The sequence below is a fragment of the Klebsiella sp. GB_Kp056 genome (assembly GCF_040064755.1).
GTDB lineage: Bacteria > Pseudomonadota > Gammaproteobacteria > Enterobacterales > Enterobacteriaceae > Klebsiella > Klebsiella quasipneumoniae.
In genome coordinates this window covers 116,872-132,927 of sequence record NZ_JBEAJA010000040.1, presented here as the reverse complement: position 1 = coordinate 132,927, position 16,056 = coordinate 116,872, and the positions used below count along the sequence as shown (strand labels likewise).

16 protein-coding genes and 1 pseudogene are annotated in these 16,056 nt (G+C 58.2%); 9 read left to right on the top strand and 8 right to left on the bottom strand.

Going from position 1 to position 16,056, the window contains the following annotated elements:
• Positions 1 to 28: 28 nt before the first annotated feature.
• From htpX to ABLV52_RS07530, 4 genes and pseudogenes are all read right to left on the bottom strand, one after another.
• Positions 29 to 913 carry a protease HtpX gene (gene htpX / locus ABLV52_RS07545; protein WP_023290225.1) on the bottom strand — a complete coding sequence of 295 codons (885 nt, stop codon included), beginning with the start codon at positions 911 to 913 and terminating at the stop codon, positions 29 to 31.
• 234 nt (positions 914 to 1,147) lie between these two features.
• Entirely contained in the window at positions 1,148 to 3,196 is a 2,049-nt protein-coding gene (prc, locus tag ABLV52_RS07540) for a carboxy terminal-processing peptidase (RefSeq protein ID WP_032453364.1), read from the bottom strand.
• 19 nt (positions 3,197 to 3,215) lie between these two features.
• Positions 3,216 to 3,893 (bottom strand): RNA chaperone ProQ, encoded by a 678-nt coding sequence (proQ, locus tag ABLV52_RS07535; RefSeq protein ID WP_023290227.1) that lies wholly within the window; start codon positions 3,891 to 3,893, stop codon positions 3,216 to 3,218.
• Between the two features lie 81 nt (positions 3,894 to 3,974).
• Positions 3,975 to 4,488 (bottom strand): annotated as a pseudogene (locus ABLV52_RS07530) (GAF domain-containing protein).
• 132 nt (positions 4,489 to 4,620) lie between these two features.
• Here ABLV52_RS07530 and yebS point away from each other — a divergent pair.
• From yebS to ABLV52_RS07505, 5 genes are all read left to right on the top strand, one after another.
• Positions 4,621 to 5,904: a membrane integrity lipid transport subunit YebS gene (gene yebS, locus ABLV52_RS07525; RefSeq protein WP_032428915.1), complete on the top strand. Its 1,284-nt coding sequence runs from the start codon at positions 4,621 to 4,623 to the stop codon at positions 5,902 to 5,904.
• Positions 5,873 to 8,506: a PqiB family protein gene (locus ABLV52_RS07520; RefSeq protein WP_017900210.1), complete on the top strand. Its 2,634-nt coding sequence runs from the start codon at positions 5,873 to 5,875 to the stop codon at positions 8,504 to 8,506. Before yebS ends, ABLV52_RS07520 begins: the two co-directional genes overlap by 32 nt.
• 129 nt (positions 8,507 to 8,635) lie before the next feature.
• A complete protein-coding gene (gene rsmF, locus ABLV52_RS07515) occupies positions 8,636 to 10,066 on the top strand; it encodes a 16S rRNA (cytosine(1407)-C(5))-methyltransferase RsmF (RefSeq protein ID WP_049013974.1) in 1,431 nt (476 codons plus the stop codon).
• 115 nt (positions 10,067 to 10,181) lie between these two features.
• Positions 10,182 to 10,421, top strand: a complete 240-nt coding sequence (locus ABLV52_RS07510) for a YebV family protein (protein WP_002911393.1) — start codon at positions 10,182 to 10,184, stop codon at positions 10,419 to 10,421.
• Positions 10,422 to 10,518: 97 nt separating this feature from the next.
• The gene (locus ABLV52_RS07505) at positions 10,519 to 10,710 is read left to right on the top strand and encodes a YebW family protein (protein ID WP_002911395.1); all 192 of its coding nucleotides are present in this window, start codon (positions 10,519 to 10,521) and stop codon (positions 10,708 to 10,710) included.
• Here the strand turns inward: ABLV52_RS07505 and pphA are convergent.
• Positions 10,707 to 11,360, bottom strand: a complete 654-nt coding sequence (pphA, locus tag ABLV52_RS07500) for a protein-serine/threonine phosphatase (protein WP_023290232.1) — start codon at positions 11,358 to 11,360, stop codon at positions 10,707 to 10,709. The two genes, ABLV52_RS07505 and pphA, sit on opposite strands and share 4 nt — an antisense overlap.
• Before the next feature lie 156 nt (positions 11,361 to 11,516).
• Here pphA and ABLV52_RS07495 point away from each other — a divergent pair, with 156 nt between their 5' ends.
• Together ABLV52_RS07495 and ABLV52_RS07490 are read left to right on the top strand one after the other, a co-directional pair.
• Positions 11,517 to 12,485 carry a VirK/YbjX family protein gene (locus ABLV52_RS07495; RefSeq protein ID WP_072413392.1) on the top strand — a complete coding sequence of 323 codons (969 nt, stop codon included), beginning with the start codon at positions 11,517 to 11,519 and terminating at the stop codon, positions 12,483 to 12,485.
• Between the two features lie 103 nt (positions 12,486 to 12,588).
• On the top strand, positions 12,589 to 12,732 hold the full coding sequence (locus ABLV52_RS07490) for an Ecr family regulatory small membrane protein (RefSeq protein ID WP_032425946.1): 144 nt from the start codon (positions 12,589 to 12,591) through the stop codon (positions 12,730 to 12,732).
• A 639-nt stretch (positions 12,733 to 13,371) separates the two neighbouring features.
• On the opposite strand, the gene ABLV52_RS07485 is transcribed toward ABLV52_RS07490, so the two are convergent.
• From ABLV52_RS07485 to yobA, 3 genes are read right to left on the bottom strand one after another with little or no spacing between them, the layout of a single operon-like run.
• Positions 13,372 to 13,710, bottom strand: coding sequence for a YebY family protein (locus ABLV52_RS07485; RefSeq protein WP_002911404.1), 339 nt, complete (start codon positions 13,708 to 13,710; stop codon positions 13,372 to 13,374).
• Positions 13,711 to 13,726: 16 nt separating this feature from the next.
• Entirely contained in the window at positions 13,727 to 14,596 is an 870-nt protein-coding gene (gene copD / locus ABLV52_RS07480; protein WP_087824138.1) for a copper homeostasis membrane protein CopD, read from the bottom strand.
• 3 nt (positions 14,597 to 14,599) lie between these two features.
• Positions 14,600 to 14,974, bottom strand: coding sequence for a CopC domain-containing protein YobA (gene yobA, locus ABLV52_RS07475; protein WP_032453372.1), 375 nt, complete (start codon positions 14,972 to 14,974; stop codon positions 14,600 to 14,602).
• 112 nt (positions 14,975 to 15,086) lie between these two features.
• On the opposite strand from yobA, the gene ABLV52_RS07470 reads away from it, so the two are divergent.
• Complete coding sequence (locus ABLV52_RS07470) at positions 15,087 to 15,317, top strand: DNA polymerase III subunit theta (RefSeq protein WP_002911406.1); 231 nt, start codon at positions 15,087 to 15,089, stop codon at positions 15,315 to 15,317.
• Positions 15,318 to 15,395: 78 nt separating this feature from the next.
• Positions 15,396 to 16,055 carry an exodeoxyribonuclease X gene (gene exoX / locus ABLV52_RS07465; protein WP_023290237.1) on the top strand — a complete coding sequence of 220 codons (660 nt, stop codon included), beginning with the start codon at positions 15,396 to 15,398 and terminating at the stop codon, positions 16,053 to 16,055.
• Position 16,056 lies beyond the last annotated feature (1 nt).

Here is a 16,056-nt window from a genome sequence, read left to right as displayed (position 1 = left end):
ATTTTTATTTTCAGCGTCAGATGACGAACTATTTCAGATATTCACCGCTACGCAGGGCTTCAATACGCTTGTCCAGCGGCGGGTGGGTCATAAACAGCTCGCTCATGGATTTCGCTTTACCATTAATGCAGAACGCCATCATGCTGCTGGCTTCCTGCGGCTCATAGCTGGTTTTCAGACGCTGCAGGGCGGCAATCATCTTCTCGCGGCCCACCAGGCGCGCCGAGCCGGCATCAGCATGGAACTCGCGATGACGAGAGAACCACATGGTGATAATGCTGGCCAGAATACCGAACACCAGCTCCAGCACCGTGGCGACGGCGAAGTAGATCAGCGGGTTGCCATTGCTGCTCTCGCCTTCATCTTCCCGGTTGCCGCCGAGGAAGCCGGCCGCAATCTGCGCGATAACGCGGGAGATAAAGATAACGAAGGTGTTTACCACCCCCTGGATCAGCGTCATGGTGACCATATCGCCATTGGCGATGTGGCTGATTTCATGGGCGATGACCGCTTCCGCTTCATCACGGCTCATGTTTTGCAACAGCCCGGTACTAACGGCGACCAGCGAGGCGTCGCGACGCGCGCCGGTAGCGAAGGCGTTGATGTCAGGGGCGTGATAGATAGCCACCTGCGGCATGGCAATGCCCGCCTGCTGCGCCTGCTGTGCAACGGTGTTCATCAGCCAGCGTTCCGTTTCGTTGCGCGGCTGCTCGATCACTTCCCCACCCACAGACTTCAGCGCCATCCATTTCGACATCATCAGCGAAACGATAGAACCACCGAAGCCGAACAGCAGGGCCATAATCAACAGACCGGTCATGCTGCTGGATTGGATCCCCGTGAGGCTTAACACCAGCCCGAACACGACCATCACTGCCAGGTTCGTCAGCAGGAAAAGCGCGATTCGCATCATAATTTTCTTTTTACCTCAATTTAACAAAACGCACTATGCGATTACCCACATCGTATGGGTCAGGCTGCAATTTTCAACCATCAGCCCCCGCTAAGTCACGATAAAAACACAACTTTACATTTTGTAGCATCTTGCTGACAGCGGCAGAGCAGGTTGACATTTTGTTAGATGAGCTGAATGGCGATGACCAGGCGCCTAAAAAAACGGGCACCTCTCAGGGTGCCCGTTGGCGACTTATTGGCTGGCCGGCGGTTCCACCGCCGGGCGCGCTTTTTCGAGATGCGCCAGGTCTACCGCGATATGGACCGTTTCATCAAGATACGGATCCGGCTCCTGGTAATCCTTCGGCAGATCGTCCAGTTTTTTCAGCGGCGGTTTGCCTTCGCGTTTCAGGCGATCGTTAATCCGCGCCAGACGAATCGCATCATCCTCTTCGTTCTCTTTTTCACGCTGCGCATAGTTCAGAGAGACGATGTTACGTTTGTCCTTCATCGCGTTATAACGGGCAATATCCTTCATGATGTACTGGAACTCAGGATCCTGGGCAATACGCTCGTCGTGGCGCTTGAGCAGTTCCGGTCCAAACGGGGCGAGGTCCCCGGACTTCACGTAGGTGGCCGCGTTGATGCTATCCCACGGCAGCGCGTTGTCTTCATACTGCTCGCCGGTTTCGCGATCTTCATTTCCGGTTGGCATCATGATATCCGGCGTTACGCCTTTGCGCTGAGTACTGCCGCCGTTAATGCGGTAGAACTTCTGGATGGTGTACTGAACGGAACCTAACGCCGGCCAGTCCGGACGCAGCATCTGATCGTAGATACGATTCAACGAGCGATACTGCTGTACGGTACCTTTACCGAAGGTCGGCTCGCCAACGATCAGCGCGCGGCCATAATCCTGCATTGCGGCGGCAAAGATCTCAGACGCTGAGGCGCTAAAGCGGTCAACCAGCACCACCAGCGGCCCTTTGTAATAGACTACGCCATCGTTATCGCTGTCTTCGCGCACCTTGCCATTGTTATCCCGCACCTGCACCACCGGGCCGGACGGAATAAACAGCCCCGAGAGCGATACCGCTTCGGTCAGCGCCCCGCCGCCGTTGCTGCGCAGATCGATAACCACGCTGCTGACGTTCTGTTTTTCCAGCTTCTGCAGCTGCACTTTCACGTCATCGGTCAGGCCGACGTAAAAGCCCGGGATATCCAGCACGCCGACTTTTTCTTTACCGACGGTTTTCACCGACATCTTCACCGCGCGGTCTTCCAGACGGATGCGTTCGCGGGTAAGGGTGACGATACGCGTCTTGGCCCCTTTGCCGGCCGGCAGAATCTCAAGGCGAACCTTGCTGCCCTTCGGCCCTTTAATCAGCGCCACGACGTCATCCAGACGCCAGCCAATGACATCGACCATCGACTTCCCGGTCTGGCCGACGCCGACAATGCGGTCGCCGACGCTGATCGCTTTGCTCTTCGCAGCCGGACCACCCGCCACCAGCGAATTAATGACCGTGTAGTCATCATCCATCTGCAGCACAGCGCCGATCCCTTCGAGTGAGAGACTCATCTCGGTGTTGAACTGCTCGGTATTGCGCGGCGACAGATAGTTGGTGTGCGGGTCGATTTCGCGGGCGAAGGCGGTCATCGCCAGCGAGAAGACATCTTCGCTGTTGGTTTGCGCCAGACGACGGATAGCGAACTTATAGCGACGGGTTAAGGTGTCGCGGATCTCTTTATCGTCTTTCCCCGCCAGCTTCAGGCTTAACTGGTCAAATTTCACCTTGGCGTCCCACAGCTTGTTCAGCTCGGCCTCGTCTTTCGGCCACGGCGCTTTGGAGCGGTCAAGGTTGAAATTATCGTTGCCGGTAAAGTCCATCGGACGTTCCAGCACCTTCAGCGCATACTGATAGCGCTCGAAGCGGCGCTGCTGCGCCAGGTTGTAGAGGTCATAGAAGACGTCCAGTTTCCCGGTGCGCAGTTCGTCGCCGATTTGGTCTTTTTTCGCCGCGAACTTCGCCACATCGCTGGCCAGCAGCACATTATGGCTGTAATCCAGCAGGTTCAGATAACGGTCAAAAATCTTTGCCGAGAAGGCGTTGTCGAGATCGAACTGACGGTAGTGAGAGCGGGTAAAGCGCGATGTCACGCGCTCGCTCACCGTCGCGTGCTGCGGCTCTTCTTTCAGCACGGGGATTTGATCTGCACGGGTTATTTCATCAACAGCGAACGCATGGCCTGCTATTGCCAGCAGGCCCGCAAGCGCGGTGATTTTAAAAAATGTGTTCATGCCTGGCCCGGCCTCCGTTTCAGAACACCAGGTGTTCTGCGCGTACAATCATTGACATACCAGAAGTCAGCTGTACACGAACGCCATCTTTGGTGATTTCCACAACGGTGGCGTCCATTGCGTTATTGCCTGCTTTTACCTTCAGCGCCTGGCCGACGGTCAGAACGGAAACATCCGATACCGGAGTAAGACGCTCTTCACGCGGAGCTTTGGCTGCAACAGGACGCGGTTTACGCTGTTCAGCACCCTCTTTACGACGCGGCTGCTGAGGACGCGGTTTACGCTCGCGGCGAACGCCTTCATCCGGCTGGCCTGCAGCGGCAGCGGCTTCGCGTTTTTTCGCCTGCTGGGCAGCGCGCTGCGCCTGAACGCGAGCTTTCGCTTCTTCCAGCTGCTGACGCGCATGGGCAATGTGCTGCTCTTCCAGTTCGCCGCACGGGTTGCCGTCCAGGTCAACGCGGATAGCGCCGGCTTTTACGCCGTAGAGATAGCGCCAGCTCGAAGTATAGAGACGTAATGCAGCGCGAAGCTGGGTTTTGCTGAGATTCATCTCACCACCCACTCGCTCAACGAGATCCTGAAAAATTCCGATTTTCAGGGGGCGCGCTTCGCCTTCAGCGCTGAAGCACTGAGGGAAACGTTCGGCCAGAAAGGCGATAACTTCTTTACTGCTATTCAACTTAGGTTGATTTTCCATGAAATTTCCTGATTACAACGGACGTAGCCAACAAGCCGCAGGCATGAACAGGCGACATTATAATGACGTCCTCGCTAAATGCTACGTTATCCGTTGATTATCCCACGACACGGGTAAAGATTTTTTGATAATCAGTGGCCGCGATGAGTTTTTCCAGATGCTCGACCAGCGTGCGCAACCCCTGCTCATCTTCAGCAGTGAAGCGGCCGTAAGCCGGACTGTCGATATCCAGCACGCCGATAATCTGGTCGTTCACGCGCAGGGGGAAGACAATTTCCGAATTACTGGCGGCATCGCAGGCGATGTGGCCGTCAAACGCGTGGACGTCCTCGACGCGCTGCACCTGGGCTTGCGCCACCGCCGCGCCGCATACGCCGCGCCCGACCGGGATCCGCACGCAGGCCAGTTTGCCCTGGAACGGCCCCAGCACCAGGGTATCGCCTTCCAGAAGATAGAAACCGGCCCAGTTGACCTCGCCCAGTCGTTCAAACAGCAGCGCGCTGGTATTGGCGATCATCGCCAGGAAACTGGTTTCACCTGCCATTAATGCCTGGAAATCGCGGTTCAAATCCGCGTAAAATTCTGTTTTGCTCATTATATCTTCACTTGGTTGTCTTACTGCCTGATACGTACAGCCTACTAAAATAAGCATTAAATGCGCTTGGGCTCAAGATGAATTCATTCATAGGTTAAGATAGTGGGATACATTCATTCCTGTACGTATTAAATGCCGATAAAAACATCCACCCTTAAGCCTGCGAATAAGATGGTCGTGCATGCCGTGAGCACACCGCTTCCCTATGCGCATTATCAGCGCTGTACGCAGTGTGACATGCTCTTTCGCTTACCGGTGCTTAAACGCAACCAAAGCGCCTGGTGTCCGCGCTGTAACGCGAAGGTGCGCGATGGCCGCGACTGGTCGTTGACCCGTCTGGGCAGCATGGCCCTGGCGATGCTGCTGTTAATGCCCTTTGCCTGGTCCGAACCCCTGCTGCGCCTTCACCTGCTGGGGGTTCGCATTGACGCCAACGTTCTGCATGGAATTTGGCAGATGACCGCGCAGGGCGACCCGCTTACCGCCGCGATGGTGCTGTTTTGCGCGGTGGTCGCCCCGGTGCTGCTGGTGGTTTCGATTAGCTATCTGTGGCTGGGCAACGTGCTGGGGATGAACCTGCGTCCGGTGCTGCTAATGCTCGGTAAGCTCAAGGAGTGGGTCATGCTGGATATCTATCTGGTGGGCATCGGCGTCGCCTCCATCAAGGTGCAGGATTACGCCTTTCTGCAGCCCGGCATCGGCCTCGTGGCATTTATCTCCCTGACGCTGCTGAGCATCCTGACGCTTATCCATATGAACGTCGAAGAGCTGTGGGAGCGATTCTATCCCGAACGGCCGGCGACCCGCGCCGATAACAATCTGCAGGTGTGCACCGGCTGCCACTACACCGGCTACCGCGACGCCCGCGGCCGCTGCCGGCGCTGCCACACGCCGCTGCACCATCGCCGACCGCAGAGCCTGCAGCGCAGCTGGGCGGCGCTGATTGCCTCGCTGATTTTGCTCTTACCGGCCAACCTGCTGCCGATCTCCATCATTTACGTTAACGGCGCGCGCCAGGAAGACACCATCCTCTCCGGGATCATCTCCCTCGCCAGCAGCAATATCGCCATCGCCGGCGTGGTGTTTATCGCCAGTATTTTGGTGCCATTCACCAAAGTTATAGTGTTATTTACCCTGCTGCTCAGCATACAATTCAAATGCGAGCAGGGGCTGCGCACCCGCATCCTGCTGCTGCGGCTGATAACCTGGATTGGCCGCTGGTCGATGCTGGATCTGTTTGTTATCTCACTCACCATGTCGCTAATCAATCGCGATCAGCTCCTCGCCTTTACGATGGGGCCGGCCGCGGTTTACTTCGGTGGCGCGGTAATTTTAACTATTCTTGCAGTTGAATGGCTGGACAGCCGCTTACTTTGGGACGCACATGAGTCAGGAAACGCCCGCTTCGCAGACTGAAGCCAGAATAAAAACCAAACGTCGTATCTCGCCATTCTGGCTGCTGCCGGTCATCGCGCTGCTGATTGCCGCCTGGCTCATCTGGACCAGCTTTGACGACCGTGGATCGACGATTACTATCGATTTCCAGTCTGCTAACGGCATCGTGCCGGGGCGGACGCCTATCCGCTATCAGGGGGTGGAAGTCGGTACCGTCCAGGACATTAGTCTCAGTAAAGACCTGAGTAAAATTGAAGTTTCCGCCAGCATCAAACGCGATATGAAAGAGGCGCTGCGCAAAGATACGCAGTTCTGGCTGGTGACGCCGAAAGCCTCTCTGGCCGGCGTGTCAGGACTGGATGCCCTGGTGGGCGGGAACTATATCGGCATGATGCCGGGCAAGGGCGAACCCGAAGATCACTTCGTCGCCCTCGACACCCAGCCAAAATACCGCATCAACAACGGCGAGCTGATGATCCACCTGCAGGCGCCCGACCTTGGCTCTCTGAGCAGCGGCTCGCTGGTCTACTTCCGTAAGATCCCAGTCGGGCGGGTGTATGACTTCACGCTGAATGACAATAACCAGGGGGTCACCATTGATGTGCTGATCGAGCGCCGGTTTACCAACCTGGTGAAAAAAGGCAGCCGTTTCTGGAACGTCTCCGGGATCAAAGCCGACGTCGGCCTGAGCGGGGCCAAAGTGCAGCTGGAGAACCTTTCCGCGCTGGTGAACGGCGCCATCGCCTTTGACTCCCCTGCCGATTCGCAGGTCGCGTCGCAAAACGATGACTATCATCTGTACGAAGACCTGGCGCACAGTCAGCGCGGGGTGGTGGTGACCCTCGACCTGCCGGACGGCGACGGCCTGAAAGCGGGCTCGACGCCGCTGATGTATCAGGGGCTGGAAGTGGGCCAGTTAAGCAAACTGAATCTTAACCCTGGCGGCAAAGTCACGGGCGAGATGACCGTCGACCCGAGCGTGGTGACCCTGCTGCGGGAGAAAACGCTGATTCAGATGAAGAAGCCGAAGATCTCCCTTGATAACCCCAGCGTCAGCGCCCTGCTCACCGGCAATACCTTTGAGCTGGTGCCCGGCGAAGGCGAACCGCGTAATCACTTCTCCGTCATGCCAGCGGATAAAGCGCTGCTGGAGGAGCCCAATGTCGCTACCGTCACCCTTTCGGCGCCGGAGAGCTACGGGATCGACGGCGGCCAGCCGCTGGTGCTGCACGGGGTGAAAGTCGGCCAGGTGCTGGAGCGCAAGCTGACGGCCAAAGGGGTGACCTTCCAGGTGGCGATTGCCCCGGAATACCGCGATCTGATTCGCGGCGACAGCAAGTTTGTGGTGAACAGTCGTCTGGACGTCAAAGTGGGGCTCGATGGCGTGCAGGTGCTGGGCGCCAGCGCCAGCGAATGGGTGAACGGCGGGATCCGGGTGATCCCGGGTGAAAAAGGCGAAATGCAGAGCAGCTATCCGCTGTATGCCAACCTCGAAAAGGCGCAGGAAAACAGCCTGAGCGAAGTGCCGACCACCACCCTGAGCCTCTCCGCTGAGACGCTGCCTGACGTTCAGGCTGGCTCGGTGGTGCTGTATCGTAAATTCGCCGTCGGCGAGATCATCGCCGTCAAACCGCGCAAAGACGCTTTCGATATTGATCTGCATATCAAGCCGGAGTACCGCTACCTGCTGACCAACAACAGCGTCTTCTGGGCGGAAGGGGGTGCGAAGGTCAAACTTGACGGCAACGGGCTCACCGTTCAGGCCTCGCCGCTGGCCCGCGCCATTAAAGGAGCGATCAGTTTCGATAACCTCAACGGCAGCAGCGCCAACGCGCGGCTGAATAATAAACGCATCCTTTACGCTTCTGAAACGGCGGCGCGCGCCGTGGGCGGCCAGATCACCCTGCACGCGTTCGACGCCGGGAAGATGGCGGCCGGGATGCCGATTCGCTATCTCGGCATTGATATCGGTCAGATCCAGTCCCTGGAGCTGATCACCGCCAAAAACGAGGTGCAGGCGAAAGCCGTGCTTTACCCGGAATACGTCGGCACGTTTGCCCGCGCCGGGACTCGCTTCTCGGTGATCACCCCGCAGATCTCCGCGGCAGGCGTGGAGCATCTCGACACCCTGTTCCAGTCCTATATTAACGTTGAGCCCGGACGCGGCCCGGCGCGTCGCGACTTTGAGATCCAGGATACGACGATCAGCGACTCGCGCTATATCGACGGTCTGAATATCGTGGTGGAAGCGCCGGAAGCCGGATCGCTTGGCATCGGTACGCCGGTGCTGTTCCGCGGTCTGGAAGTCGGGACGGTGACCGGTCTGTCGCTGGGATCGATGTCTGACCGGGTCATGGTTAAGATGCGCATCAGCAAGCGCTACCAGTACCTGGTGCGCAATAACTCGGTGTTCTGGCTGGCCTCAGGTTACAGCCTCGACTTCGGCCTGGTTGGTGGCGTGGTGAAAACCGGGACCTTCAATCAGTTTATCCGCGGCGGGATCGCCTTTGCCACGCCGCCGGGTACGCCGCTGGCGCCCAAGGCCCAGGACGGCAAGCACTTCCTGCTGCTGGAGAGCGAGCCGAAAGAGTGGCGGGAGTGGGGCACCGCCCTGCCGCAGTAATCCTTACCTCCCCTTCTCCCGCCCCGGCAAACGCCGGCGGCGGGCAGACGACAAACCGCACGCCCCGGTGTCCTGCACCGGGGCGTTTGTGCTAAACTGCGCACCCTTTTTTTCTGTGGTGCGCTGCCCGTGGCCGAAAATACTGTCTATTTCCCTGAAGCGTTTCTCGCTCAAATGCGCGCGGCAATGCCGGCGCACCTCTCTTTCGACGACTTTATCGCCGCCTGTCAGCGCCCGCTACGCCGTAGTATTCGCGTCAATACGCTGAAAATTAGCGTCGATGATTTCCTCTCTCTGGTCGCGCCCTATGGCTGGCAGCTGACGCCGGTCCCCTGGTGTGAGGAGGGATTCTGGATCGAGCGGGACGACGATGCGCTGCCGCTGGGCAGCACCGCCGAACACCTCAGCGGGCTGTTCTATATTCAGGAAGCAAGCTCAATGCTGCCGGTCGCCGCCCTGTTCGCCGACAACCCGCAGCCTGAACGGGTCATGGACGTTGCCGCCGCCCCGGGGTCGAAAACCACCCAGATCGCCGCCCGGATGGGCAATGCGGGCGGCATCCTGGCGAATGAGTTCTCCGCCAGCCGGGTGAAAGTGCTGCATGCCAACATCAGCCGCTGCGGCATCAGTAACGTCGGCCTGACCCATTTCGACGGCCGGGTGTTCGGCGCGGCATTGCCCGAAGCCTTCGACGCCATTCTGCTTGATGCCCCCTGCTCCGGCGAAGGGGTGGTACGCAAAGATGCCGACGCGCTGAAAAACTGGTCGCCGGAGAGCAACCTCGACATCGCCGCCACCCAGCGCGAGCTTATCGACAGCGCTTTCCATGCCCTGCGCCCTGGCGGGACGCTGGTCTATTCGACCTGCACCCTGAACCGCGAAGAAAATCAGTCAGTCATACACTGGCTGCTGTCCCGTTACCCGCAGGCGGTAGAGATCCAGCCGCTGGGAGCGCTGTTTCCCGGCGCGGCCGATGCCTTAACCGCGGAGGGATTTCTGCATGTCTTCCCGCAGATCTACGATTGTGAAGGCTTCTTTGTCGCTCGCCTGCGCAAGACTGCGGCGATCGATCCGCTCCCGGCGCCGGGCTATAAGGTCGGCAAGTTCCCGTTTGTGCCGCTGAAGGGCCGGGAAGCCGCCGCGGCGACCGCCGCCGCCCGCGCTGTCGGCCTGGAATGGGACGCGAGCCACACGCTGTGGCAACGAGATAAAGAGCTGTGGCTGTTTCCGCAGTCTATGGAGCCTCTGTTTGGTCGGGTGCGGTTTTCGCGCATTGGCGTGCGCCTGGCGGAGCTGCACAATAAGGGTTATCGCTGGCAGCATGAGGCGGTTATCGCCTTTGCCGCGCCGCAGCGCGCCTTCGAGCTGACGCTGGAGGAGGCGGAAGCGTGGTATCGCGGACGCGACGTCTATCCGCAAACCCCGCCAGCGCAGGACGAAGCCATTGTCACCTTCCAGGGCGTGCCGCTGGGCCTGGCCAAGCGCGTCGGCTCCCGTCTGAAGAACAGTTATCCGCGCGAGCTGGTACGCGATGGGAAACTTTTTGCCGGCAAGGTGTGACACCGCGCAAAAAATACGCACTTTTTGACTGGCGGTTTTCCCCCCATTGACTACGCTGAAAAATGACGGCCGCAACTGGTCGTACCACAACTCAGCTGAAAAATGGGGTGAAGCGATGAGTAAAACCAATGTCCGCATCGGCGCGTTTGAGATAGACGATGCCGAACTGCATGGTGAACATCAGGGTGAGCGAACGTTAAGCATTCCCTGCAAATCCGATCCAGATTTATGTATGCAGCTTGACGCCTGGGATGCCGATACCAGCGTTCCCGCGATTCTCAATGGTGAACATTCCGTCCTCTACCGTAAACATTACGACCGCCAGTCCGATGCCTGGGTCATGCGCCTTGCCTGACACCAATGAACCCGTCGCCTGAGACGGGTTATTTATTTCCCCGTCCCGCCGTCATCCCCTACACTAAAGAGTATGTGCCCCCGGACATGAGGCCAGGATGTTTGCCTTAGTGTTGTTTATTTGCTATCTCGATGGCGGCTGCGAGGACATTGTGGTTGACGTCTACCGCGAGGAAACCCAGTGCCTGGTGGCGATGGAAGATCAGCGGATCCGCCACGGCGGCTGCTACCCGATAGAAGATTTTATTGACGGCTTCTGGCAACCCGCCAGCGAATACAGTGACTTTTAGCCTGCCGACTGCAGCGCCACCAGGGTCAGCGTGCCGCCGAACACGGCGCCGGTGTCAATATAGTGTTGATTGTCGTAGTCACAACGCGCGCGAAGCGGCGTATGGCCAAACCAGAAATGGTCAGCCCCGGCGATAGCGCCATGACGCCCCGCCAGATGTTCACTCAGACGATGGCGGCTCCACAGGACCCGCTGGGGATCCACCGGCTGCTGCCAGCGATAGACCGGCGCCGGGTAATCGGCATGGGCGATCACATGCCGCGCCTTTGCGCACTCCACTTCAATAATCAACGGCAGCCGCTGACAGCGCGCCAGCAGCCGATCGACGTCAGCCCGCTGCCGCACGTTGCTCCGGGCGTACCAGTCGCCGCCGTTCATCTGCCAGAGCGTCATATCTCCGCTCTCCAGCGCCTCCAGCGCCATCTGCTCATGATTCCCACGCACGGCCCTGAACCAGCGGCTGCGCAACAGGCCGAGACAGTCAGCGCTTTGCGGCCCGCGATCGATCAGATCGCCAACCGAGATCAGCAGATCGGCCCAGGGATCAAAGCGCAGCCGGCGCAGGCGCTCCATCAGCAGCGCAAAGCAGCCATGCAGATCGCCCATCAGCCAGATATTACGCCAGTCGCTGCCATTAATACGCTGATACATATAATTACCTCTCTGCCGTAATTATAGGTAATTCCAGCTTACAGCCGCTGTTTTTTATTTACACCTCAATCGATTTTAAACAAACGGCAAATATAGTCGGCCAGAGCATTAAGCTTATCAGTGCCTCGCTTTAAAATAGCAGGAAATAACAACGAGGTGTTTATCGTGACAGACAATAGCCTGCATTCATCCAGCGTGCTTACGCCGCGCTCGCATCTCATTGCCGATCTGGTGATGGGCAGATTAACACCCGCACCTATCTGGCGGCAGAAAAATTACCGCTTTAAGTTTCTGCTGCGCACGGCGTTATTTTATAGCCCTACCAAAGCGATGCTGGAGGCGCTGAGCGCTCGTGACGATTTTAACCAGCTGCTGACGGCGCAGGCGACGCTGCCGGGGAAAGTGCACCGTCAATATCTGACGCGCGATCTCAACGCCTGGCAGCGGGCGATGGCGGTCATAAGCCATTATCGCTATGTCGATACCCTGCGCGGGTCGCGGCTGGCGCATGCCATGACCGCGGTGTGCGAGGTCCCGTTGCTGACGCTCAATGGAAAGGATGAACGCCAGTTTACCCTCTCGGCCTCTTCGGCCGGGAAGGCCGAGCGTGAGGGTGAAACCACCCTATGGCTGCGCGACAGCGACCATACCCTGCTGGCCAGCGCGACCTTCAGCGTGACCCGGGAGGGCGACGCCTGGCAGCTGGTCATCGGCGGTTTACAGGGACCGCGACGCCACGTTTCTCATGAGGTGATCAAGCAGGCGACTCGCGCCTGCTACGGCCTGTTCCCGAAGCGCCTGCTGCTGGAGTTTATCTGGCTGCTGGCCGCTCGCAGCCATATCGCGGCGATTTACGGCGTCAGCGATAACGGCCATGTGTTCCGCGCCCTGCGCTATCGCCTGAGCAAGGGGCGCCATTTCCACGCCAGCTATGACGAGTTCTGGCAATCCATCGACGGCAAGCCGGAAAGCCTCTGGCGCTGGCAGCTACCGCTGCGTCTGGAAAGAAAACCGCTGGAGAGCATCGCCAGTAAAAAACGGGCCGAATACCGGCGTCGATTCCAGCTGCTGGATCAGCTGGCGGAGCAGGTGGCAATATTGACGCAGCCGCTGCCGGGCATGTAAATTTCGCGACCAGCGAACCCGCCCCGTTACGCGGCGTTTGCTTATTATGTTCTTATTTCGCTACTATCATGGTCCCGCAGGCCATTGGATAGTCGTTAGCATGATGAGTAAAACCGAAATTTTTCTGCTGATTATTCTGGCGGTCGTGCTGCTGGGCAGCATATGGTTTATTTTCAGCGATGAAATTTGGCTTTTACTCTGCTATCTGGAGAGTCAGATATTTCCCACCTTTAGCGTTCCGGAATAATACTGTTTGCCCGAAACTACACCTCTGAATATTATTTCCCGCCACGTAGTGGGGCGCGGACGACTAATCGCATGAATTGCCAAATCAATAAGGTTTTGTTTATTCTATTTATCATACAAATAGGTATACTAGCAGACTTCCGATGTTGGCCCGCCAGTTAACCTGCACGCCGGGCCTGTTTAGGTGCAGGTTTTTTCTTTTCCTCTCCCCTCGCTTACGGTTCCGCCTTCCTCATATCGTGCTTCCGCTGGATGCAATTTGTGTGTAAATGAATTGTGTATGCTAAAAACGGTGTGCTATAACGGGACATCCAGAGGCCAGCCTGGTGATTGACTGACAGGATGTCGCTGGTCATCGCGAAAGCAGACAGATTAAGATAAAAAGAGACCGAATACGATTCCTGTATTCGGTCCAGGGAAATGGCTCTTGGGAGAGAGCCGTGCGCTAAAAGTTGGCATTTATGCAGGCTAAGTCGCCTTGCACTATAAGAATAGTTTAACGCGTCAGCTTTTCCAGTCTGCGGCCAATGTGGCCGAATAATTCCTGGAAAAGAGGGCGCTGTTAGCGAAAAAACCGCCACTGCCGTTGTCCGGCAAGGGCGGTTTTTTTTATGTCATTACAGCGAGATAGCGCGAAAATCTAGCAGAGCTTCTGCGCGCGCTCGATAAACGGCGCGAGGCTCATTTTTTGCCCCGGGTGCTGCGGATCGTCGATCTGGATCACCGAGATCGGCTGGGCGGTGGTTTTGCCGGCTTTGACCTGCTGCTCAGCCACCTCATTGAGCGGATACTGGACCAGGGTGCTCGGGTTGATAGCGTAGAGGGCATTGCCCGGACGACAGGTCAACATCACCTCTTCACGGTTGAACGCCCAGCTCTCCTTTCCTACCTCAAAGCGGCTCACGGTGATAATTTGCGGCGCCGCCAGAGCAGCGCCGGAGCTTGCCAGTAACAACATGGTCAGAACAATTTTTTTCATGATTTTGCCAGTTAATTCAATAAGGTTCCCAGGTGGCAAACAGGCTGACGGCCAGCAGCGCCAGCGCGCCCAGCCCTATCTCGGCCTGCGTGGTTCGCAGGATCAGGCTTTCCGCCCGCGAACCGCTTGCCGACATGTGCGGTACCAGAACATACCTGTTCACTAACGCAATTACCACCATCCCGGCCACCAGCGCACATTTGATCAACAGCAGGCGTCCCCAGGGCGATGCGCCAATCAATCCTCCCTGGATCAACAGCGCATTGATCGCCCCGCTGGCAAGGGTGCCGGCGACGGCCAGATGCCCGTAGCGTGAAAAGCGCGCCATGGTATAGACCGCGGCCTGCCGCCAGCGCCCCTGCGCCAGGCGCAGGCAATAGATAAAGGGCAACAGGCCGCCGAACCAGCTGGCAACGCAGAAGAGGTGGACAGCATGATTAGTCCGCTGCAGGGCGCCGAGTAAACCATCATGCATGGCGGCATGCCCTACCCCAGCGGAAAGCAGCAGCTGGGCCGCCAGCAGGGCCACCAGCTGGCGAGCGCCGTGGCGGGGACGGATCCACACCACGGCGAGGGCGATCCACGCCAGCAGGATCTGCCAGATCCACACCCCGCCGAAGCGGGTACCCGCCACCGCCTGCCAGACGGCGGGTTGCCAGACATCCGCCCAGCCCTCGCCCATCATCCCCCCCTGCAGCAGATACAGCGCCAGGGTAGAGAGCGCGCCGATCAGCAGCAGCGGGCGCAACAGCGGATAGAAGCGCAGCATCAGTACGCGTCGCAGCGGCACCGGCGCCCACCAGGCGCCATACAGCACGCAGCCAAAAGCCAGCATCAGGGCGATAAAATGCCCAAAACGCAGGGTAATATAGAGCCCGGTCAGCATCGCTTACTTCACGCTAAAGGTGTATTGCCCTTTGGTTTTATGGCCATCCACTGAAACTACATGCCATGCCACAGTGTATTCTCCCGGCCGCAAGGTTTCCGCCACAGGCACGGTGACCTGGGTGGGATTGTCGGCGCTGCGGGTCAGTTTGCCGGTGGCCACCGCATGCTGCTGCGGACCGGTGACGGACACCCCGCTGAACGCGGGTTCAATGCCTTCGGAGAAACTGAGCGTCAGCGTCTGCGGAGAAGCCGCCAGCTGCGCACCGGCGGCGGGGATCTGCTGCTGCAGGTGAGCGTGGGCGAGCGCGCCCGTCGCGGTTAATAGCCCGGCAAACGCAACGGAGAGGCGCATCGCGCGTCCAGCAAGAAGTCGCATATTCGTCATTCCCTTTTGTTATGTCTGTAGCACAGAGAATAACCCTGTATAATGGCAGAGTCGAGCCGGGCGTCAGGCCCTGACCGGGTTTACAAGCAGAGTGGAGTGTATGATGGAAAGAAATCTGGCCAAAATTTCGCAAGATGAGATGGATAAAGTCAACGTCGATCTCGCCGCCGCCGGCGTCGCCTTTAAAGAGCGGTATAATATGCCCGTGGTCGCTGATTTGGTCGAGCGTGAACAGCCCGCCCATCTGCGCGACTGGTTCCGCGAACGACTGATCGCCCATCGGCTGGCCTCCGTCTCGCTGTCCCGCCTGCCCTGGGAGCCGAAACAGAAATAATGCCTACTTCCCCCCTCGCCGTCGGTTGGCAAGCTTGGCCAATTGCTTTACGCTTATTGTTTTGCTCTGGAGCGAGCCATGCTGCGCGTCATTGATACCGAAACCTGTGGACTGCAGGGGGGCATCGTTGAAGTCGCCTCGGTCGACATTGTCGACGGGCAGATCACCAATCCCATGAGTCATCTGGTGCGTCCTGACCGCCCCATCAGCCCGCAGGCGATGGCTATCCACCGGATTACCGAAGAGATGGTCGCCGATAAGCCGTGGATTGAGGAGATTATTCCGCACTATCATGGCAGCCCGTGGTATGTCGCGCATAACGCCAGCTTCGATCGTCGGGTGTTACCGGAGATGCATGGCGAGTGGATTTGTACCATGAAGCTGGCCCGCCGGCTGTGGCCGGGGATCAAATACAGCAATATGGGGCTCTATAAATCACGTAAGCTGAACGTGGCCACGCCGCCGGGGCTGCATCACCACCGGGCGCTGTATGACTGCTATATCACCGCTGCGCTGCTGCTGGATATCATCAACGTTTCCGGCTGGACGCCTGACGAAATGGCCGATATCACCGGTCGGCCGGCGCTGCTCACCACCTTCACCTTCGGCAAATACCGCGGTAAAGCCGTCGCCGAGATTGCTGAAAACGATCCAGGCTATCTGCGCTGGTTATTCAACAATCTCGACCGCATGAGCCCCGAGCTGCGCCTCACGCTCAAGCATTACCTCGGGGAATAGC

What these genes read in the sequence shown, in the direction of transcription:
- htpX (WP_023290225.1), bottom strand. Translation starts at nt 913, where the DNA reads ATGATGCGAATCGCGCTTTTCCTGCTGACGAACCTGGCAGTGATGGTC.
- prc (WP_032453364.1), bottom strand. Translation starts at nt 3,196, where the DNA reads ATGAACACATTTTTTAAAATCACCGCGCTTGCGGGCCTGCTGGCAATA.
- proQ (WP_023290227.1), bottom strand. Translation starts at nt 3,893, where the DNA reads ATGGAAAATCAACCTAAGTTGAATAGCAGTAAAGAAGTTATCGCCTTT.
- yebS (WP_032428915.1), top strand. Translation starts at nt 4,621, where the DNA reads ATGCCGATAAAAACATCCACCCTTAAGCCTGCGAATAAGATGGTCGTG.
- ABLV52_RS07520 (WP_017900210.1), top strand. Translation starts at nt 5,873, where the DNA reads ATGAGTCAGGAAACGCCCGCTTCGCAGACTGAAGCCAGAATAAAAACC.
- ABLV52_RS07510 (WP_002911393.1), top strand. Translation starts at nt 10,182, where the DNA reads ATGAGTAAAACCAATGTCCGCATCGGCGCGTTTGAGATAGACGATGCC.
- ABLV52_RS07505 (WP_002911395.1), top strand. Translation starts at nt 10,519, where the DNA reads ATGTTTGCCTTAGTGTTGTTTATTTGCTATCTCGATGGCGGCTGCGAG.
- pphA (WP_023290232.1), bottom strand. Translation starts at nt 11,360, where the DNA reads ATGTATCAGCGTATTAATGGCAGCGACTGGCGTAATATCTGGCTGATG.
- ABLV52_RS07490 (WP_032425946.1), top strand. Translation starts at nt 12,589, where the DNA reads ATGAGTAAAACCGAAATTTTTCTGCTGATTATTCTGGCGGTCGTGCTG.
- ABLV52_RS07485 (WP_002911404.1), bottom strand. Translation starts at nt 13,710, where the DNA reads ATGAAAAAAATTGTTCTGACCATGTTGTTACTGGCAAGCTCCGGCGCT.
- copD (WP_087824138.1), bottom strand. Translation starts at nt 14,596, where the DNA reads ATGCTGACCGGGCTCTATATTACCCTGCGTTTTGGGCATTTTATCGCC.
- yobA (WP_032453372.1), bottom strand. Translation starts at nt 14,974, where the DNA reads ATGCGACTTCTTGCTGGACGCGCGATGCGCCTCTCCGTTGCGTTTGCC.
- ABLV52_RS07470 (WP_002911406.1), top strand. Translation starts at nt 15,087, where the DNA reads ATGGAAAGAAATCTGGCCAAAATTTCGCAAGATGAGATGGATAAAGTC.
- exoX (WP_023290237.1), top strand. Translation starts at nt 15,396, where the DNA reads ATGCTGCGCGTCATTGATACCGAAACCTGTGGACTGCAGGGGGGCATC.